Here is a 19621-nt window from a genome sequence, read left to right as displayed (position 1 = left end):
CCGGCGGCCCCCGCTCCGGCCGCGCCCAAGGCCACCGCCGCCGCCTCGGCCGCCGCCGCGCCGCCGCAGGCCCGCGGCAGCAAGCCACAGGCCAGCACCACCCCGGCGCCGACCTCCAACGCCGCTCCCGCCAAGACCGCCCCGGCCGAACCGGCCGCCGACGAGTCGAAGGTGCTGCGCGGACCGGCCGCGGCGATCGTCAAGAACATGTCGTCCTCGCTGACCATTCCGACCGCGACCAGCGTGCGCGCCATCCCGGCCAAGCTGATGATCGACAACCGGCTGGTCATCAACAACCACCTCGCCCGCACCCGCGGCGGCAAGATCTCGTTCACCCACCTGCTCGGCTACGCGATCGTCCAGGCGGTCAAGGCGTTCCCGAACATGAACCGCCACTTCGCCGAGGTCGACGGTAAGCCGAACGCGGTCACCCCCGCGCATACCAACCTCGGCCTGGCGATCGACCTGCCGGGCAAGGACGGCAGTCGCACCCTCGTCGTCGCGGCGATCAAGAACACCGAGACGATGTCGTTCGCGCAGTTCCACAGCGCCTACGAGGACATCGTGCGCCGGGCGCGCGACGGCAAGCTCACCACCGATGACTTCACCGGCGTCACCATCTCGCTGACCAACCCGGGCACGATCGGCACCAACCACTCGGTGCCGCGGCTGATGCCGGGTCAGGGCGCGATCATCGGCGCGGGCGCGATGGAGTACCCGGCCGAATTCCAGGGCATGAGCGATCAGCAGCTCGCCGAGATCGGTATCGGCAAGCTGATGACGCTGACCTCCACCTACGACCACCGCATCATTCAGGGCGCGGAGTCGGGTGATTTCCTGCGCACCATCCACAACCTGCTGATCTCCGACGAATTCTTCGACGAGATCTTCCACGGCATGGGTGTGCCCTACGAGCCGGTCCGCTGGCGCAAGGACATCAAAGAGCGCGGCGTCGACAAGAGCGTGCGCGTCCAGGAGCTGATCGCGGCGTATCGCAGTCGCGGCCACCTGATGGCCGACACCGATCCGCTGCGGCTGGTGAAGGACAAGTTCCGCAGCCATCCCGACCTCGACGTCACCCAGCACGGTCTAACCCTGTGGGATCTCGACCGCGAATTCAACGTCGCGGGCTTCCACGGCCAGGAGCGGATGAAGCTGCGCGACGTGCTGTCGGTGCTGCGCGACGCGTACTGCCGCCACGTCGGTGTGGAGTACACCCACATCCTGGAAACCGAACAGCTGCAATGGATTCAGGACCGGGTCGAGCAGAAGCACGAGAAGCCAACCGTCGCGCAGCAGAAGTACATCCTGTCGCGGCTGAACGCGGCCGAGGCGTTCGAGACCTTCCTGCAGACCAAGTACGTCGGCCAGAAGCGCTTCTCGCTGGAGGGCGCCGAGTCGACCATCCCGATGATGGACGCCGTCATCGACCAGTGCGCCGAGCACGGGCTCGATGAGGTCGTCATCGGCATGCCGCACCGCGGCCGCCTGAACGTGCTGGCCAATATCGTCGGTAAGCCGTACTCGCAGATTTTCACCGAGTTCGAGGGCAATATGAACCCGGCCGCCACCCATGGCTCGGGCGATGTGAAGTACCACCTCGGCGCGCATGGCACCTACATCCAGATGTTCGGCGACAACGACATCGAGGTCTCGCTGACGGCCAACCCGTCGCACCTCGAGGCCGTCGACCCGGTGCTGGAGGGTCTGGTCCGCGCGAAGCAGGACCTGCTCACCAAGGAAGACCTGGTCACCAAGGGCGAGGAGGCGCGCACCTTCTCGGTCGTGCCGCTGATGCTGCATGGTGACGCGGCCTTCGCCGGCCAGGGTGTGGTCGCCGAGACGCTGAACATGTCGGGCCTGCGCGGCTACCGCGTCGGCGGCACGGTGCACATCGTGGTGAACAACCAGATCGGCTTCACCACCGCTCCGGAGAACAGCCGCTCCACCGAGTACGCCACCGATATCGCCAAGTCGATCGGCGCGCCGATCTTCCACGTCAACGGCGACGACCCGGAGGCGTGCACCTGGGTGGCCCGGCTGGCCACCGACTTCCGCGAGCGGTTCCACAAGGACGTGGTGATCGACCTCATCTGCTACCGCCGCCGCGGCCACAACGAGGGCGACGACCCGTCGATGACCCAGCCGTACATGTACGACGTCATCGACACCAAGCGCAGCGTCCGCAAGTCCTACACCGAGGCCCTGATCGGCCGCGGTGACATCTCGATGAAAGAGGCCGAGGACGCCCTGCGCGACTACCAGGGTCAGCTGGAGCGGGTGTTCAACGAGGTCCGCGAGCTGGAGAAGTACCCGCCGGAGCCGAGCGAGTCGGTCGAGCAGGAGCAGACTGTTCCGGGCACCGTCGTCACCGCCGTGGACAAGTCGGTGCTGCAGCGCATCGGCGACGCCTTCCTCGGCGTGCCGGACGGTTTCAACGTGCACCCGCGCGTCAAGCCGGTGCTGGAGCGCCGCCGGGAGATGGCCTACGAGGGCAAGATCGACTGGGCCTTCGCCGAGCTGCTGGCCTTCGGCACGCTGATCGACGAGGGCCGAGCGGTCCGGCTGACCGGCCAGGACTCGCGTCGCGGCACCTTCACCCAGCGGCATTCGGTGATCATCGACCGCAAGACCGGCGCCGAGTACACCCCGCTGCACAACATCGGCAGCGAGAACCCCGGCTGGTTCGCGGTACACGATTCGGCGCTGAGCGAATTCGCCGCGGTCGGTTTCGAATACGGCTACTCGCTGGGCAATCCGGATGCGCTGGTGCTGTGGGAGGCGCAGTTCGGCGACTTCGTCAACGGCGCCCAGTCGATCATCGACGAGTTCATCTCCTCCGGTGAGGCCAAGTGGGGTCAGCTCTCGGAGGTCGTGCTGCTGCTACCGCACGGACACGAGGGTCAGGGTCCCGACCACACCTCCGGTCGCATCGAGCGGTTCCTGCAGCTGTGCGCCGAGGGTTCGATGACGGTGGCGGTCCCCTCCACCCCGTCGAACTACTTCCACCTGCTGCGCCGGCACGCGCTCGACGGCATCCGCCGTCCGCTGATCGTCTTCACCCCGAAGTCGATGCTGCGCAACAAGGCCGTGGTCTCCAACGTCGAGGACTTCACCGACGCGAAGTTCCGCTCGGTGCTCGAGGAACCGACCTACGAAAGCGGCGACGGCGACCGGTCGAAGGTCAAGCGGATCCTGCTGACCAGCGGCAAGCTCTACTACGAACTGGTCGCCGAGAAGGCCAAGAAGAACCGTGACGACGTCGCGATCGTGCGCATCGAACAGCTGTACCCGATCCCGTCCTACCGGCTCAACGAGAAGCTCGCGACCTACCCCAACGCCACGGATCTGGCGTGGGTGCAGGAGGAGCCGGCCAACCAGGGCGCCTGGCCGTTCTTCGGGCTGAACCTGCCGGAGATCCTGCCGGACCGGTTCAACAAGCTGCGCCGCATCTCTCGCCGCGCCATGTCGGCCCCGTCCTCGGGTTCGTCGAAGGTGCACGCCGTGGAGCAGCAGGAGATCGTGGACGAAGCCTTCGCCCCCACCGACTAGGTCGTACCGCCCCGGACGCCGGGTCGAATCGCTCTGCCGAGCGGTTCGACCCGGCGTTCGTCGTATCCGGGGCCCGACCCGGCACCCAACATCGGGCCGCGTCACGTCCCGCCGCGTCACATTCGGGGGTCTTCGATCGTCGTACTGAGTGAAACAACCTTGCACCTACCGACTTCCGCGTCGTATATTCGGCGTGGAATATTTGAGCCGGAACATGTCGGTCCGCCCGCGTAGTGTGCGGCGGCAGTGACGAAGGGAGTCGAGACCGATGTCCAAGCAGCCGGGTGCCACGTTGACGCCGTTGGCGATCTCGGTACTGGCGCTGCTGGAAGAAGACCGGATGCACCCGTACGAGATGTATCAACTGCTGCTCAAACGCCGGAAGGACAATCTGCTCAAGATTCGCCCCGGCTCGCTTTATCACACGGTGACCCGGCTGGCCGAAGAAGGACTGGTCCAGGCGGAGGGTACTGAGCGTTCGGGTAATCGGCCGGAACGCACCACGTACTCCATCACCGAGGCGGGTACCGCGGCGCTGCGCACCCGGATCGCCGATATCGTCCGGCAGCCGACGCGCGAATATCCGATCTTTCCCATCGGCTTGGCGGAGGCACACAATCTTCCGGTCGATGAGGTGATCACCTTGATCACCGAGCGGATCGGCTGGCTGGACAACGACATCACCGATCTCGACGCCATCCGCGAATGGGCGCGCTCCCGCGAGGTACCCCGGCGGTACTGGATGGTGATCGACTATCTGCGAGGGGTGGCACAGCACGAAGTCACCTGGTTACGCGGTCTCATCGAGGAGTTGCGCGACGGTTCGCTGCCGTGGCTGGAATTCGACGACAGCGGAACCCGTTGCCCCAACGGAACCGGTGACCTCGGCCACGATTGGGGCGCGGCCTTGACCGACGACGTACTCGCCGAGCTGCGGAAAGGTGGTGCGACCACTGCCGAGCACTGATCGGGCGCAGGTACGCGGCGCGCCCCGAGACCTTCATACGAACCACCCATCGGTCGTCGTCGTCGATCGATCCCGGGAACAGGAACGAAATCTATGACATCGCAAAGAAATCCGTGGCTGGCGCTGACCGCGCTGGTCGTCGGATTCTTCATGATCCTGCTGGATATGACCATCGTCGCGGTGGCCAATCCGGCGATCATGCAGCATCTGCATACCGACATCAACAAGGTCGTCTGGGTGACCAGCGCCTATCTGCTCACCTACGCGGTACCGCTGCTGGTCACCGGGCGCCTCGGCGATCGCTTCGGCCCGAAGAACGTCTACCTGGCCGGTCTGGCGGTCTTCACCCTGGCCTCGCTGTGGTGCGCGGTCTCGGCCAATGTGGAGATGCTGATCGCCGCCCGCGCGGTGCAGGGCTTGGGCGCGGCGTTGATGACGCCGCAGACCATGGCCGTCATCACCCGCACCTTCCCGCCGGACAAGCGTGGTGCGGCGATGGGGCTGTGGGGCGGCGTCGCCGGCCTCGCGACACTGGTCGGCCCGATCCTCGGCGGTGTGCTGGTCGACTGGCAGGGCTGGAACTGGATCTTCTACATCAACGTGCCGATCGGCGTGGTGGCGTTCGCGCTGGCGATGTGGCTGGTTCCGAATCTGGAGACTCACCAGCACAAGTTCGACTTCGTGGGTGTGGCGCTCAGTGGTGTCGGCATGTTCCTGCTGGTCTTCGGCATTCAGGAGGGCAATACCCGGGATTGGGACGCCTGGATCTGGACGATGATCATCGCGGGCCTGGTGGTGCTGGGTCTGTTCGTGGTGAACCAGGCACGCAACAAGGACGAGCCACTCGTGCCGCTGAGCCTGTTCCGCGACCGCAATTTCTCGATGTCCAGCGTCGCGATCGCCGCTATGGGCGCCGCGGTCACCGCGCTGATGGTGCCGGCGTACTTCTACCTGGAGGCGGTGCGCGAATACACCCCCACCCGCGCCGCGCTGGTCTTCGCGCCGATGGCGATCGTCACCGGTCTGACCGCGCCGTTCATCGGCAAGATCTCCGACCGGATGCCGCCGCGCATTCTGCCCACTCTCGGTTTCCTGGTGTTCGCCCTGACCGTCTTCGGCTTCGCGGCGTTGATGAAGCCGGACAGCTCCATCGTGCTGTTCCTGGTGGTCGCGGCCGTCGCCGGTCTGTCGAACTCCTGCATCTGGGCTCCGCTGGCCTCCACCGCCACCCGCAACCTGCCGATTCATCAGGCGGGCGCCGGTGCGGGTGTCTACAACACCACCCGGCAGGTTGGTTCGGTGCTCGGTAGCGCGGCGATCAGCGCGCTGATCTCGGCCCGCATGTCCGCTCAGGGGCTGGGCAGCGGTCAGTTCGGCGAGGGCGGCGGCACCGGGATGGGCCACATCCCCGAGCAGATCCTCGACAAATTCAGCACGGCCCTGGGCCAGGCGATGATCCTGCCCGGCGCGATTCTGCTGATCGGTGTGGTGGCTTCGGCCCTGTTCATCGGCAACTCGGCGAAGAAGCAGCAGAAGGCCGAAGCGGGTACCGAACCGGAGAAGGCAGGCATCCCCGGCTGAACCGGGCCGGCGGAGGTCGCGCGGCTACCCGACTCGGATCGTCCGCGACGGGTAGCCGCTCGCCCCGTCCGGGATGACGTCGGCGACCTCCGCGGTCTGAACCGTTCCAGTGCCGTCGGTGGCGCGGGCGCGGACGGTATGCGTGCCCGCGGAGGCGTCCCAGTCGTAACTCCATTGCCGCCACGTGTCGACGGACGGTTCGGCGGCCAGGCGGGCGGGTTGCCACGGGCCGTTGTCGATCTGGACCTCGACGGCGTCGATGCCGCGATGTTGCGCCCAGGCCACACCGGCGATCGTCACCTTCCCGGCCCGGACGGCACCGCGCGGGGTGTCGATACGGGTGCCGGTCTTGATCGGCCCACGTTCGGACCAGCCGCGCCGCGTCCAATAGGCCTGGGCGCGATCGAATCTCGTGATCTCGAGTTCGGTGACCCACTTGGTGGCCGAGACGTAACCGTAGAGTCCGGGCACGACCAACCGGGCCGGATACCCGTGTTCGACGGGCAACGGCTCACCGTTCATGCCGACCGCGAGCAGGGCGTCGCGACCGTCGGTGAGCGCGGCGAGCGGACTTCCAGCGGTGAAGCCGTCGGCACTGCGCGACAACACCATATCGGCGTCCGGATGCGGCCCAGCCTCGGCGATCAACTCGTCGAGCCGATAGCCCAGCCAGCTCGCGTTGCCGATCAGATCGCCGCCGATCGGATTCGAGACGCAGGTCAGCGTCACCAAGCGCTCCACCGACGGCCGGCGCGCCAGATCGGCGTAATCGAGCCGGATTTCGCGGTCCACCATGCCGTGGATCCGCAGTGACCACGTCTCCTTGCTGACCTGCGGAACGGTCAGGGCGGTGTCGATCCGGTAGAAGTCGGAATTCGGGGTGAAATACGACGCCAGTCCCGGTACCCGCAGATCCGCGGCCGGATCCACCGGGGGCACAGGCACATTCGGCGGCGGCAACCGCACCGCCGCCCGTTCCCCCGCCACACTGCGCGCGCTCGCCCCGAGTACGCGCCCGGCGATTCCGGCCGCCACCGCCAGTACTCCCACCCCGACGATCCCCCGGATCACCTGCCGCCGATCGACCTGCGCCACATCGGGTTTCGCCAGGCGCGGCCATGCGGCTCCGTGTGCGCCGGCACCGCCACCCGAGCCCGCGCCGACCTGTTCACCTTCGATCCGAATTTCCGCCGCCGCGGCCCCGCCACCGCTACCACCCCGAGCCATGGCCGGCGCACCGACCGCCTCGTATCGCCGGATCAGCCACCGCAGCGACACAATTGCCAGCGCCACCCCGACGAACGACGGCAACGCCCAGGTCCAATCGGCCGCAGGGCGTTCGAGCGCAGCCCATGCCGCACCGATACCGAAGACGCCGAGCACCACCGATCCGATCGGCCGCGCGGTTCGCTCGACCACCCCGGCCAGCGCCGCGACGATCAGCGCCACCACACCCATCAGCAGGTACAACATCATCTTGTCGTCGGTGCCGAAGGTGTCGATCGCCCATTCCCGCACCCCGTCGGGCGTGTGGTCGACCACCGTCGCCCCGATCGCCGCCAACGGCGCGCTCCCCGACCCCACCGGCACCGACACCAGTTCCGCGACACCCAGCGCCAGCCCCGCGGAGACGATCCCGCAGGCCGCGCGCAGTCCCGATCCGGCCATAACCGCGAGCGTACTGCGGATTCCACCCGACGATCCCGCCCGAACGGCCGCACCGACCACAGCGTCACAGATTCGTCAGAAAGGGCGGATTCCGCCTGCCGGACGGCGGGACCGACCTCGATGACCACGCAACCACCACTCACGCCCGGCGTGATCCGGCCCACGTCGGCAGTTCCACGGCAAGGACCCAGCCACTTCTCAGGAATCGCGCGCTTAATTGATACAAGGATCCGAATGCGTCGGGGCCCGGGTCCGAGCCGACACACAGGATGTGACCGAACAGGACGTGATGAGCGTGTATCCGAACGAGGGCAATCGGCCGCACCAGCCCGGACCGTACGAACCACGGTCGGGCGCGTATGGTCCGCACGGGTATCCAGGTCAGCCGCCCTACCCGGGGCAGTATCCGGGACAGCAGCAGTACCCGCCGCGAGGACGCGCGCCACGGCACGGCCTGACCTTCGGAATGCTGGCGGCCCTGGTCGCGGTGGTGGCGCTCGCCATCGCCCTGGTCGGCTCCCGCATCGACGCCCACGGCCCCGGCCAGGCGGCCCCGTTCGGCCACGGCCAGGGTTCGGTGGTGCAGCCGGTCGATTCGCAACCGCAGTCCACGGCGCTGGAGCAGGCGGCGAATGCGGTAGTGCCGGGCATCGTCGTGATCAACACCGAGCTCGGCATGCAGAACGGCGCGGGCGCCGGAACCGGCATCGTGCTCGGCTCGGGCGGCACCATCCTCACCAACAACCACGTCGTGGAAGGTGCTACGGACATCTCGGTCACCGACCTCGGCAACGGCCGCACCTACAGCGGCAGCGTCGCCGGATTCGACCGTCGAGACGATCTGGCCGTGGTGACGTTGCAGGGCGCCTCCGGCCTGCAGACAGCGCCGCTCGGCGATTCGGACCAGGTGAAGGTCGGCGACGCCATCGTCGGTGTCGGCAACGCGGGCGGCACCGGCTCCCCGACCGCCGCGGCCGGACGCGTCACCGCACTGGACCGGTCCATCACCGCCAGCGACGAATCGGCCGGCGCCGCCGAGCAGCTGACCGGGCTCATCCAGGTGGCCGCGAACATTCAGCCGGGTGATTCCGGCGGTCCGCTCATCAACAGCTCCGGCCAGGTGGTCGGCGTGAATACCGCTGCCTCCCAGGGTTTCCAGCTCGGCGCGAGCGGCGGTCAGGGCTTCGCGATTCCCATCGACACGGCGAAGACGATCGCCGCGCAGATCCAGGCGGGTAAGAGTTCGGACCACGTGCACATCGGCGATTCGGCGTTCCTCGGTATCACGATGAGCGATGCCAACGGTTCGGGTGCGCTGGTCCGCAACATCGTGAGCGGCGGTCCAGCACAGGCCGCGGGCCTGGCCCCAGGCGATGTGATCACCGGGCTGGACGGTCACAGCATCGATTCGGCGACCACCATGACCAACACGATGGATCAGCATCACCCGGGCGACACCGTCACACTCACGTGGGTCGACCGCTCCGGACAGAGCGAATCCGGTCGAGCGTCGCTCGCCCAGGGACCCGTCGGCTGACCCTGCGGCCGACGACATCCGACCCCGCCGCATCCCAGCGAGGATGCGGCGGGGTTCGCGTATCGGCCGCCGTCCTCTCAGTCCGCGGCCGGCGAAGGTCGCTTCCGCCCCGACGAGTTCACCCGGATCTCGATCTCGTCGGCCTTCTTGTCCGGTACCTGCTCAGGCGTCACCCGCACCCTCACCACCGCCCCGGATTCCCGGTCGACGAACGACAGCGGCGGCTTTCCGTCCTGCAGATATTTGTCGCCCCACTGCATCAGCGACAGGAATATCGGCAACAGATCCTCACCGGCCGCGGTCAGGCGATACTCCGCGCGTTCGCGCCGACCGGGTTCGCGATACGGCACCCGCTCCACGACGCCCGCCGATTCGAGCTGTTTGAGCGCGCGCGAGACCGCCGGCGCCGACGTCCCGATCCGGGTCGTGAAGTCCTCGAATCGGGTTGTCCCGTAGAAACATTCGCGAACGACGAGGAATACCGTCCGAGTGCTGAGCAACTCGAGCACCCGTCCGGCCGAACATCGGTCACCGATCGACCAGGCATCCCGGTCGCTCAGTCGCGGCTCGAACATCATCGACACGAGACCATGTTACCTAACGCTTGCGTTACTCAGCCAGCTGTGCTGTCATCTAACTAACGAAATCGTTACCCAGGGCGGACGGTCGCCCCGAACGATCCGAAAGGACGAACGATGGCCGAAATCGAAGGCGCGGTCGCACTGGTGACCGGCGGGCAGCGGGGGCTCGGCAGAGCTTTCACCGACGAGCTGCTCAGGCGCGGCGCCGCCAAGGTCTACACCACCGCCCGCGCCCCGAAAACCGCCGGCGACCCCCGCATCGAGCCGCTCGCCCTGGATGTCACCGACGCAGATTCGGTTGCCGCCGCGGCACTGCGGGCCCGCGACGTCGAGATCGTGGTGAACAATGCGGGCGTTCTCCTGCCCGCACCGCTGCTGACCGCCGATATGGCCGACATCGTCACCACGTTCGATACCAACGTCTTCGGCGCGCTGCGAGTAGCCCAGGCATTCGCGCCGATTCTGGCGGACAACGGCGGCGGCGTCCTGATCGACATCCATTCGGTGCTGTCCTGGGCCGCGGGCGCGGCGGCCTACGGTGCGTCGAAGGCGGCGCTGTGGTCGCTGACCAATTCGCTGCGGCTGGAACTGGCCGCACAGCGCACGCAGGTGGTCGGCGTTCATCTGGGATTCGCCGACACCGAGATGGTGCAGCGCCTCCCGGGCGACAAGCTCGCGCCGAGTGTGGTGGCCGAGGCCGTCTTCGACGGCGTGCTGCGCGGCGATACCGAGGTGCTGGTCGACGACGTCACGCGCGGCGTGAAGGCGGCGCTGTCCGGCCCCGTCGAGGGCCTCGCACTGACCATCTCCCGCTGAACCCGTTACCGCACATCATCTTTCGAAGGGAATCACCGATGCCACTGTGGCATGTCTACCATCCCGCCGACACCTACTCCGACGCCGACAAACAAGACTTCGCCCGAGATATCACCGCGTTGTACACCTCGTTCGGCTTGCCGGAGTTCTACGTCGTCGTACTGTTTCGGGAGATCGAGGAGACGTCCTTCTTCGTCGGCGGGAAGCCGTCGAACACCACCGTGCGAATCGTCGTGGAACATCTCGCCCGCCATCTGGACGACCCGCAGATGCGCAAGCGGTCGACGCAGCGGCTCAACTCGATCATGGAGCCCTACACCGGCGCGCGTGGATTGCACTGGGAATTCCACACCTACGAATCCCCGCGCGATCTGTGGATGATCGACGGACTGTTCCCACCGGACGCCGGCAGCGAGGCCGAAAAGGCATGGGTGCGCGCCAACGAACCCATTCCCTACAGCTAACTCTTCCACCACCGACGCCGCCCCGCCGCGGACGATGCGGCGGGACACGGCATGCGGTCGAAATCTATTCGCCGCCGTACAGATTGATCATCCACGGCACCGAGAATTTGTCGGTGACCATGCCGAACTGCTGCGCCCACTCGGTTTTGCCCAGCGGCATGGTGACCTGTCCGCCCGCGGACAACCCGGTGAAGATCCGTCCGGCCTCGGCCTCGTCGTCCACATCCAGGCAGACGCTGAACGGCACGTTGTCGTGGTTGATCTGCTGATCGGGCGGACAGTCCGACCCCATCAGCAGCTGGTCCTCCCGCCAGGTCAACGCGGCGTTGGCGATTCGTTTGCCCACCTCGTCGGGCAGATTCCCGCCACCGCCGTCACCCATGTCGCGATAGCGGACCATCTGCAGTTCCCCACCCAGTACCGACTGATAGAAGGTGAATGCCTCCTCGGCATCACCGTCGAACAACAGATATGCGGTAGCCGACTTCACGAGTGCCTCCTCCGGAATGAATACGGGCCTGCGGCCGGCGGCCGCGGCCCCACAGATGAGACGGCGGCAGCCGGAGAAAATCATCGCCGGTGATCGCGCATATCGTCGCACGTCGCGAACCAGAACGGCCCGCCTTCGAGAAGGCGGGCCGTTCGGCGTACGGGCGGGCTCAGCCGTAGATCGCCTCGACCTCGTCCGCGTAGTTCTTCATCACCACGTTGCGTTTGAGCGACATCTTCGGCGTCAGCTCACCGCTCTCCTCGGTCCAGTCGACCGGCAGGATGCGGGTCTTCTTGATCGCCTCCGCGTGCGAGACCAGCTTGTTGGTGTCCTTGACCGCCTTATCGATCTCGGCGGTCAGTTCGGGTAGCTCGATCAGCTTCTCGATCGGCGTGTCCTCGGGCACGTTGTTACGGGTCTTCCAGCCGGGCAGCGCCTCCGGGTCGAGGGTGATCAGCGCGCCGACGAACGGCTTGCCGTCGCCCACCACCATCACCTGGCTGATCAGCGGATGCGAGCGCAGGGAATCCTCGAGCATCGCCGGAGAGACGTTCTTACCGCCGGCGGTGACGATGATTTCCTTCTTGCGACCGGTGATCGTGATGAAGCCCTGCTCGTCGATCGCACCGAGATCGCCGGTCTTGAACCAGCCGTCGTCGAAGGCGTCCTCGGTGGCGGCCGGGTTGTTCCAGTAGCCGGCGAAGACGACCGGACCGCGCAGCAGTAGCTCGCCGTCGTCGGCCACTTTGGCGGCGTGACCACCGAGCGGGCGGCCCACCGAGCCGACCTTCAGGTGCTCGGGGGTGTTCACCGACACCGCGGCGGTGCTCTCGGTCAGGCCGTAGCCCTCGTAGATCGTGACGCCGATGCCACGGAAGAAGTGGCCCAGCCGCGCCCCGAGGGGGCCGCCGCCGGAGACCGCGGACTTGCACTGCCCGCCCATGGCCTCGCGCAGCTTGCCGTAGACCAGCTTGTCGAACACGGTGTGTTTGACCTTGAGTACGAGGCCCGGGCCACCGTTGTCCAGCGCCTGGCTGTACTCGACGGCGGTGTCGGCGGCCACATCGAAGATCTTGCCCTTGCCGCCGTCGTGCGCCTGCTGCTTCGCGCCGTTGAACACCTTCTCGAAGACGCGCGGCACCGAGAGGATGAAGTCCGGCTTGTACTCGCCGAACTGCTCGACCAGCGTCGACCAGTCGGCCGTGTGCGCGACGGTGACGCCCGCGTCGAAGGCCGCCAGCGCGACCGCGCGGGCGAAGACGTGGGCCAGCGGCAGGAACAGCAGCGACCGGTGGCCCGGCTTGAGGAACTGCGGCATCGCGGCGCGGTCGGCAGCCGATTCGGCGTAGAGGTTGGCATGCGAGAGCATGACGCCCTTGGGCCGGCCGGTAGTGCCGGAGGTATAGATCAGCGACGCCGGCGACGCGGCCTTGACCTGCTTGCGGCGCTCGTGCACGGCCTCGTCGCCGAGGTCCTTGCCCCGGGCGACCAGGGTGTCGATCGCACCGTCGTCGATCACCAGCGGTTCACCCAGTTCGGGCAGGCCATCCTCGATGTCGGCGATGGTGGCCCGGTGCCGGGCGTTCTCGACCACGATCAGCTTGGTGCCCGAATCCGACAGGATCCAGCGCGCCTGTTCGGCGGAGGAGCTGTCGAAGATCGCGACCGTGCAGCCGCCTGCCGCCCAGATGGCGAAGTCCAGCACGACCCACTCGTACCGGGTGGAGGCCAGGATGGCGACCCGGTCGCCGAGTTCGATGCCGGAGGCGATCAGTCCCTTGGCCACCGCGGTGACGTGCTTCGCGAATTCCGCCGCGGTGACATCTGTCCAACCGCCCTTGCCGTCCGGCCTGTTGAACACCACCAGGCCGGGCGTGCGCTCGGCGTGCCGGAAGGCGCCATCGGACATATTGGCGTCTTCGGGGATGGTGTAGGTAGCCGGGACTTCGAACTCTCGCATCGGTGCCCTTCCACGTGGTCTACTCGCCAGTAATTTACGCCAGCCACAACGGCAGGTTCCGCCTGGCCGCCCGGTCGAGGATTTCCGACAAGGGTGCGGCCGGGCGGAACCTGTCCTACGGCTTCTATCCTATGGATCCGGTTTGCGCTGGTTGCAGCGACTGACCGAGGAATCCTGCCAGTTCGCGCGCGGCGAGCGCGGCCGGCGCCACCAGCGAGGCCTGCAGCTGCGAGACGTGCCAGAGCCCGCGCGTCACCGAGAACCGAACCGGCACCTCCGCGGCCCGCAGCGCGGCCGCCAGGCGCACGCACTGCGAATGCAGCAACTCACCCTCGTCGACCTGGACGTAGGTCGCGGGCAGCCCATCCAGCGACCCCAGCAGCGGCGCGTAGCCCGGATCCAGCGGATCGCCGTCGCCCAGATAGGCGGCGGCGCACAACCGCGACCACGCCCTGTTGACCACCAGATCCCGCTCGCGCGCCGGCAGCTCGTTCGGATCGGCCCACGGGGCGATCAAACCCAGTGCGGCGGGCCGCATTCCGTGCCCGTCACGCAGGCGCAACGCCAGCGCGAGCGACAGGCCGCCGCCGGCGGAATCGCCCGCGACCGCGATCTGCTGCGGCGCGAGCCCGGTGGACACCAGCTCCGAAAATGCCGCCTCGGCATCGTCGAGCGCGGCCGGATACGGATGTTCCGGCGCCAGCCGATAGTCCGGAACATAGACCGGACAACCGATTTCGCGCGACAGATGCGCCGCAAGCGACCGATGGGTGGCCGGCGACCCGATGGTGTATCCACCACCGTGCAGGTACAGCACCGCACCCGGGCCGTCGGCCGGTCCGGCGGTCACGCGCTCGGCGGGACGCCCGCCCAGCCGCATCCGATGCACCCGGGTGCCGGCGGGCAGCGTCTGCAGCACCGAACCGGCGTCGAGCAGGTAGCGCTGGGCCTCCCACGGCAGCCGGCTGTGCATCGCGAACCGGAACATCGGCCCGAGGACGGCCCGCGCGACGGGCAGCGGCAAGGACAAGGGTTTCGAACGACCAGGCATCACAGTCGGTTCCCGCGGCGAATCAGGGCAGGAATCGGCTGTTGACGAGGTTCGCGATGCGCTGGTAGTAGGACGCGGTGGTGCGCACGAACAGATCGAGCGCCTTCGCCTCCCAGCCGATCAGCACCCGGCCGTGGCCCTTGCGTACGGCCTCGGTGATGACCTGCGCGGCCATCTCCGGGGTGTGCAGCGCGAGTTGCTTGTCGAAGAACGAGGAGAACTTCTGGGCGTCGATCCCCTCGGCGTAGGTGGCGTTGCGCGCCACGGCGGTCTTGATACCGCCGGGGTGGACGCAAGTGACCTTGACCGGGTGCTTGCGCGCCATCATCTCCTGGCGCAACGATTCGGTGAATCCGCGCACCGCGAATTTGGCCGCGTTGTAAGCACTCTGGCCCGGCACCGCGATGAGGCCGAACAGGCTCGACACATTGATCACGTGGCCGTCACCGGAGTCGATGAGGTACGGCAGGAACGCCTTGGTGCCGTTGACGACGCCCCAGAAATCGACATCCATGATCCGCTCGATGTCTTTGAACTGGGAGTCGACCACCTCGCCGTGGAAGGCGATACCGGCGTTGTTGTAGATCTGGTGCACCACGCCGAAGTGCTTTTTCACCTCGTCGGCGTAGAGCAGCACCGCTTCACGCTCGGCCACGTTGAGCCGATCGGACTTCACCTGCGCACCCAGCGCCTCGACGCGGCGGACGGTTTCGGCCAGGCCGTCGGTATCGATATCGGAGAGGGCGAGTTTCGCGCCCCGGCGGGCCAGATTCTCGGCCAGCGCGCGGCCGATACCCGAGCCGGCGCCCGTGATCACACATACCTTGCCCGTGAAATACGCGTCATTGCTCACTGTGCTGCTACCACTTTCAGATCGGGACCCGCGGCCCCGTCGGTCGCTCGGGTCGTGTCGTATGCCGCGACGTCGAATTTCTCGGTCAGCTTGCGGAAGCGGAACGTGAAATCGGGCCACAGCGTGGTGTTGTTGCCGTGCTTGTCCAGATACCAGCTGGCACAACCACCGTTGAGCCAGACGCTGTTGGACATGCGGTGCTGCAGATCGCGGTTGTAGCTGTCCTGCGCGTCTTTTCGCACCTCGACCGTGCGCAGGCCGCGCTGGTCGAACGTGGCGATCGCGTCGGCGATGTAGTTGATCTGCGATTCGATCATGTACACCATCGAGGTGTGGCCGAGGCCGACGTTCGGGCCGAGCAAAAAGAACATGTTCGGGAAGTTGTGGATCGCCGCGCCCTTGTAGCCCTGCTGCCCGATCTCGTCGAACAGTTCGGTGAGCGTGCGGCCGTCGCGACCGGAGATCGTCTCGTACACCGGCGAATCGGTGACGTGGAATCCGGTCGCCACGATGAGCGCGTCGATCTCGCGCTCGGTGCCGTCGGCGGTGACGATGGAATTCGCGCGAATCTCGCGGATGCCGTCGGTCACCAGGTCGACGTTGTCGCGGCCGAGCGCCGGATAGTACTCGTTGGAGATCAGCATGCGCTTGCAGCCGATGCGGAAGTTCGGCGTGACCTTCTCCCGCAGCCGCGCGTCCGGCACCTCGAGCCGCAGCTTCAGCCGGGCGAGGCCCTCCAGCGCGAGCATGGCCGGCGGGAATTTCGCCAGGCCGACGACCTGCGTTTCGCGGGCGGCGTAGATGGCCGCGCGCGACAACTTCTGCACGCCCGGAACGTATTTGAAGGCCAGCCGCTCGGGCAGCGTGTACGGGCGGTCGAACCGCGGCAGCAGCCACGGCGCGGTGCGCTGGTACACGTCGAGATGGGCCACCTTCGGCGCGATCGACGGCACGATCTGAATGGCCGAGGCGCCGGTGCCGATCACCGCGACCCGCTTGCCGGTCAGATCCGCCTCGTGATCCCAGCGCGCGGAGTGGAAGACACGGCCCCGAAAATCGTTGATGCCCTTGATATCCGGCAGGTTCGGCTCACACAGCGCGCCGACGGCGGAGACCAGGATATCGGCGGTGAACGCGCCCTTGCTGGTCTGCACCTCCCAGCGGGCCTGCTCCTCGTTCCACCGGGCGCCGGTCATCTCGCAGTCGAAGATGTGCTTGTCTCGCACGCCGTGACGGTCGGCCACGCTCTGGATGTAGGACTGGATCTCCGGCTGCTTGGAGAACGAGCGCGACCAGTTCGGATTGAGCGCGAACGAGTAGGAGTACAGCTGCGACGGCACATCACAGGCCGCGCCGGGGTAAGTGTTGTCGCGCCAGGTGCCACCGACGTCGTTGCCGCGCTCGAGCACAAGGTAGTCGTCGCGACCCTGCTGGCTCAACCGGATGGCCAGACCCAGCCCCGAGAATCCACTGCCGACGATCAACGTATGCACATGACGCGCCCCCGCTGCACTGCGGCTCCGCTCATCCCGGCCTCCGCGGTGCTCTCCGTGGTCACGCAAGCTGCCACCTCCGAGCGCGGCGCTACGGTCGATGTCTGTAACCCTACGACTCATGTATCAAACCCTACGATCCTATTGAGCAGGAGTCAACAGTATTGACTACCGTTCAGTAGGATGGCAACCGTGAGTCACAACGGTCCCGGCACCAAACGGGTACGGCTGAGCCCGGACGAACGCCGCGAACAGCTGGTGTCTCTGGGCGTGAAAATGCTGCGCGACCGCACGCTGGAGGACATTTCCATCGGGGAGATCGCGCGGCAGGCGGGAATTTCGCGCGGCCTGCTCTTCCACTATTTCGCCTCGAAACAGGATTTCCAGCGCGCCATCGTGCGTCGCGCCAACGAGGAACTACTCGCTCGCACCATGCCCGACCGCAGCCTCGATCTGTTCAGCATGCTGCGCGACGCGGTCGAACGCTACATCGACTATGTCAGCGAGAACCGGATCTCCTATCAGGGCTTGCTGCGCGGTCCCGCCAGCGGCAGCCCCGAACTGATGGCCCTCGCCGACGCCACCCGCGATGCCATGGTGGACCGCATCCTCACCGAAACCCCGCTCGCGGCAGACGATCCCGAACTGCCGCGACTTCGCCTGGTCTTCCGCGGCTGGATCGCGTTCGTCGAGGAGACGACGCTGATCTGGTTGCGGGAGGAGCAGATCGGCCGTACCGAGTTGATCGACACCCTGGTCGGCGCACTGCCCGCGCTCGCCATGCATCCCGTGCTCACCGAATGGCTGGCCGGTTCGGCCGACGGCAGCATCCTGCCCGCGTGATCTCACTCCTCGTGCACGTATCCGGCGCGATCGCCGCGCCGGGGTAGCCAGAGCGCGGTGACCACGGCGGCGACCAGAATCATGATCGCCGACACCAGCAGCGCCACCTCGAGTCCGCGATGGAAGGCCTCGTAGGTGGCATGGATGACCCGGTTCACGATCGGCCCGTAGGCGGCCGAGGCCGCCGCGTCACCCCCGGCCGGAACGTCGCCGGTCTCGATGGCGTCGATGACGATGGCCTGGAAATTCGCCGGAACGCCGATCTGCTGCAACCGATCCCGCAGGTCGGAGTTCAGGAAAGAGTTGACCAGCGACCCCAATACGGCCACACCCACCACGGCGCCGACCTGACGCATGGTGTTGGTGGCCGCGGCGGCCATACCGGAGTGTTCTGCCGGCACCCCGGACAGAACGGCGGAGGTGAGCGGCACCACGGCGATCCCGAACCCGAGTCCCGCCAGCATCAGGGCCAGTGCCAGGGGCGTGAATTCGACTGTGACGCCCAGGAACTGGCGAGTGAGCAGAATCCCCGCGGCGCCGAGCACGCAGCCGGCGATCATCGGTGTGCGGGAGCCGCGCAGTGCCACCCAGAATCCGGAGATCAGCGAGCCGACGATGATGGCCACGGCCATCGGGCCGAACACCGCCGCGGTTCGCCAGCCCGAATAGTCGACCACCTCCTGCAGATACAGCGCGGTGAAGAAGAAGATCGAGAAGATCCCGAAGTAGACCGCGAACGCGACCACCAGCGCACTGCGCACCAGTGGGCGCTCCAGGTAGTGGAAGTCGAACATCGGATTGGCCGCGCGCGACTCCACCACCAGGAAGGCGACGAGGGCGATCGCTCCGATCACGAACAGCGTGATCACCGAGGCGGCCGAATAGCCCACCTGCTCACCGGAGATGGCCGCGTAGATCACGCAGCCGAGAAATGTCGCGCCCAGGACGAATCCGGCCCAGTCGACCGGGCCCGGCTGCGGATCGGCGCTCTCCGGCACGAATTTCAGCGCCGCCGCCAGCACGATCACGCCGACGATCAGGTTGAACCAGAAGATCGAGCGCCAGCCGAACGCCCCGACCAGCAGGCCGCCGATCACCGGCCCCAGCGCCAGCGCCAATCCGGAGACCGCCGCCCACGCGCCCAGCGCCTTCGCGCGGGCGCCGCGACCGGGGAAGATGTGCCGGATCACCGACAGCGTGCCCGGTTCGGAGGCGGCCGCACCGACCCCCATCACCGCACGGCCGGCGATCAAGATCGAGACACTGCCGGCCACCGCGGACAACACCGAGCCGAGGGCGAACACCACCAGCCCGCCGACCATGACGCGTTTGCGGCCCCACCGGTCGCCGAGGGTTCCCGCGGTGAGCATCAGACTCGCGAACACCAGCGTGTAGGCATTCACCACCCACTGCAGCGACACGACACCGGCATGCAGGTCGGACTGGACAGCGCCGAGGGTGATGCTGACGATCGTGGTGTCGAGGAAGGTGACGAACAGGACGGCCGTGACCACCGCGAGCGCCACGTAGGGACGCGCGGCGCCGGGCGATACAGGTTGCGCCGCAGTGGAATCCACCGGCTGCGCGCCGACCGCACCGCTCGCCGCCGCGGTCTCGGCACGCGCACTCGCGACGGGACCGGTCCCCGGCGCAGCGGATTCGGAGCCCGCCCCCGCCCCGGCAGCCGGTGCGGCCGAGGCGTCGCGGCGCTGCGGGCGACCCGATCCGGCACCGGGGCGGTCCGACGGGTCCGACGACGTCATCG

General features: G+C 67.2%; 15 protein-coding genes. 7 read left to right on the top strand and 8 right to left on the bottom strand.

What is annotated here, in order from left to right; genetic code table 11:
- From C5E41_RS13200 to C5E41_RS13190, 3 genes are all read left to right on the top strand, one after another.
- On the top strand, positions 1-3552 hold a 3552-nt coding region (locus tag C5E41_RS13200; protein ID WP_104376098.1), incomplete at its 5' end, for a multifunctional oxoglutarate decarboxylase/oxoglutarate dehydrogenase thiamine pyrophosphate-binding subunit/dihydrolipoyllysine-residue succinyltransferase subunit.
- Positions 3553-3820: 268 nt separating this feature from the next.
- Entirely contained in the window at positions 3821-4519 is a 699-nt protein-coding gene (locus C5E41_RS13195; RefSeq protein ID WP_104376097.1) for a PadR family transcriptional regulator, read from the top strand.
- Between the two features lie 93 nt (positions 4520-4612).
- Positions 4613-6100, top strand: a complete 1488-nt coding sequence (locus tag C5E41_RS13190) for a DHA2 family efflux MFS transporter permease subunit (RefSeq protein WP_104376096.1) — start codon at positions 4613-4615, stop codon at positions 6098-6100.
- Positions 6101-6124: 24 nt separating this feature from the next.
- On the opposite strand, the gene C5E41_RS13185 is transcribed toward C5E41_RS13190, so the two are convergent.
- On the bottom strand, positions 6125-7768 hold the full coding sequence (locus tag C5E41_RS13185) for a molybdopterin-dependent oxidoreductase (protein WP_104376095.1): 1644 nt from the start codon (positions 7766-7768) through the stop codon (positions 6125-6127).
- Positions 7769-8039: 271 nt separating this feature from the next.
- Between C5E41_RS13185 and C5E41_RS13180 the strand changes: the two genes are divergently transcribed.
- Positions 8040-9305, top strand: a complete 1266-nt coding sequence (locus C5E41_RS13180; RefSeq protein WP_258080935.1) for a S1C family serine protease — start codon at positions 8040-8042, stop codon at positions 9303-9305.
- A 77-nt stretch (positions 9306-9382) separates the two neighbouring features.
- Here C5E41_RS13180 and C5E41_RS13175 read toward each other — a convergent pair whose 3' ends face one another.
- A complete protein-coding gene (locus C5E41_RS13175; RefSeq protein ID WP_104376134.1) occupies positions 9383-9883 on the bottom strand; it encodes a winged helix-turn-helix transcriptional regulator in 501 nt (166 codons plus the stop codon).
- A 117-nt stretch (positions 9884-10000) separates the two neighbouring features.
- Between C5E41_RS13175 and C5E41_RS13170 the strand changes: the two genes are divergently transcribed.
- Together C5E41_RS13170 and C5E41_RS13165 are read left to right on the top strand one after the other, a co-directional pair.
- Positions 10001-10702: an SDR family oxidoreductase gene (locus C5E41_RS13170; RefSeq protein ID WP_104376094.1), complete on the top strand. Its 702-nt coding sequence runs from the start codon at positions 10001-10003 to the stop codon at positions 10700-10702.
- 38 nt (positions 10703-10740) lie between these two features.
- Positions 10741-11166 carry a tautomerase family protein gene (locus C5E41_RS13165; RefSeq protein WP_104376093.1) on the top strand — a complete coding sequence of 142 codons (426 nt, stop codon included), beginning with the start codon at positions 10741-10743 and terminating at the stop codon, positions 11164-11166.
- 64 nt (positions 11167-11230) lie between these two features.
- On the opposite strand, the gene C5E41_RS13160 is transcribed toward C5E41_RS13165, so the two are convergent.
- From C5E41_RS13160 to C5E41_RS13140, 5 genes are all read right to left on the bottom strand, one after another.
- Positions 11231-11656 (bottom strand): VOC family protein, encoded by a 426-nt coding sequence (locus C5E41_RS13160; protein ID WP_219823149.1) that lies wholly within the window; start codon positions 11654-11656, stop codon positions 11231-11233.
- 169 nt (positions 11657-11825) lie between these two features.
- Entirely contained in the window at positions 11826-13616 is a 1791-nt protein-coding gene (locus tag C5E41_RS13155; protein WP_104376091.1) for an AMP-dependent synthetase/ligase, read from the bottom strand.
- A gap of 124 nt (positions 13617-13740) precedes the next feature.
- Positions 13741-14667: an alpha/beta hydrolase gene (locus C5E41_RS13150; protein ID WP_104376090.1), complete on the bottom strand. Its 927-nt coding sequence runs from the start codon at positions 14665-14667 to the stop codon at positions 13741-13743.
- Positions 14668-14689: 22 nt separating this feature from the next.
- Positions 14690-15520 (bottom strand): SDR family NAD(P)-dependent oxidoreductase, encoded by an 831-nt coding sequence (locus C5E41_RS13145; RefSeq protein ID WP_104376089.1) that lies wholly within the window; start codon positions 15518-15520, stop codon positions 14690-14692.
- Entirely contained in the window at positions 15517-17136 is a 1620-nt protein-coding gene (locus C5E41_RS13140) for a flavin-containing monooxygenase (protein WP_104376088.1), read from the bottom strand. Before C5E41_RS13140 ends, C5E41_RS13145 begins: the two co-directional genes overlap by 4 nt.
- Positions 17137-17196: 60 nt before the next feature.
- Between C5E41_RS13140 and C5E41_RS13135 the strand changes: the two genes are divergently transcribed.
- A complete protein-coding gene (locus C5E41_RS13135; protein WP_104376087.1) occupies positions 17197-17856 on the top strand; it encodes a TetR/AcrR family transcriptional regulator in 660 nt (219 codons plus the stop codon).
- A 2-nt stretch (positions 17857-17858) separates the two neighbouring features.
- On the opposite strand, the gene C5E41_RS13130 is transcribed toward C5E41_RS13135, so the two are convergent.
- Positions 17859-19619, bottom strand: coding sequence for an MFS transporter (locus C5E41_RS13130; RefSeq protein WP_104376086.1), 1761 nt, complete (start codon positions 19617-19619; stop codon positions 17859-17861).
- Positions 19620-19621 lie beyond the last annotated feature (2 nt).

Origin of the sequence: Nocardia nova, from assembly GCF_002933465.1 — a bacterium.
GTDB classification, from domain to species: Bacteria; Actinomycetota; Actinomycetes; order Mycobacteriales; family Mycobacteriaceae; genus Nocardia; species Nocardia nova_B.
The sequence above is the reverse complement of the archived record's forward strand: the minus strand, read 5'-3'. Positions and strand labels throughout refer to the sequence as shown.

Excerpts from the sequence above, each read along its gene's own strand:
- C5E41_RS13185 (WP_104376095.1), bottom strand. The coding sequence starts at position 7,768 with ATGGCCGGATCGGGACTGCGCGCGGCCTGCGGGATCGTCTCCGCGGGG.
- C5E41_RS13140 (WP_104376088.1), bottom strand. The coding sequence starts at position 17,136 with ATGAGTCGTAGGGTTACAGACATCGACCGTAGCGCCGCGCTCGGAGGT.
- C5E41_RS13130 (WP_104376086.1), bottom strand. The coding sequence starts at position 19,619 with ATGACGTCGTCGGACCCGTCGGACCGCCCCGGTGCCGGATCGGGTCGC.
- C5E41_RS13155 (WP_104376091.1), bottom strand. The coding sequence starts at position 13,616 with ATGCGAGAGTTCGAAGTCCCGGCTACCTACACCATCCCCGAAGACGCC.
- C5E41_RS13195 (WP_104376097.1), top strand. The coding sequence starts at position 3,821 with ATGTCCAAGCAGCCGGGTGCCACGTTGACGCCGTTGGCGATCTCGGTA.
- C5E41_RS13175 (WP_104376134.1), bottom strand. The coding sequence starts at position 9,883 with ATGATGTTCGAGCCGCGACTGAGCGACCGGGATGCCTGGTCGATCGGT.
- C5E41_RS13135 (WP_104376087.1), top strand. The coding sequence starts at position 17,197 with ATGGCAACCGTGAGTCACAACGGTCCCGGCACCAAACGGGTACGGCTG.
- C5E41_RS13170 (WP_104376094.1), top strand. The coding sequence starts at position 10,001 with ATGGCCGAAATCGAAGGCGCGGTCGCACTGGTGACCGGCGGGCAGCGG.
- C5E41_RS13150 (WP_104376090.1), bottom strand. The coding sequence starts at position 14,667 with ATGCCTGGTCGTTCGAAACCCTTGTCCTTGCCGCTGCCCGTCGCGCGG.
- C5E41_RS13165 (WP_104376093.1), top strand. The coding sequence starts at position 10,741 with ATGCCACTGTGGCATGTCTACCATCCCGCCGACACCTACTCCGACGCC.
- C5E41_RS13190 (WP_104376096.1), top strand. The coding sequence starts at position 4,613 with ATGACATCGCAAAGAAATCCGTGGCTGGCGCTGACCGCGCTGGTCGTC.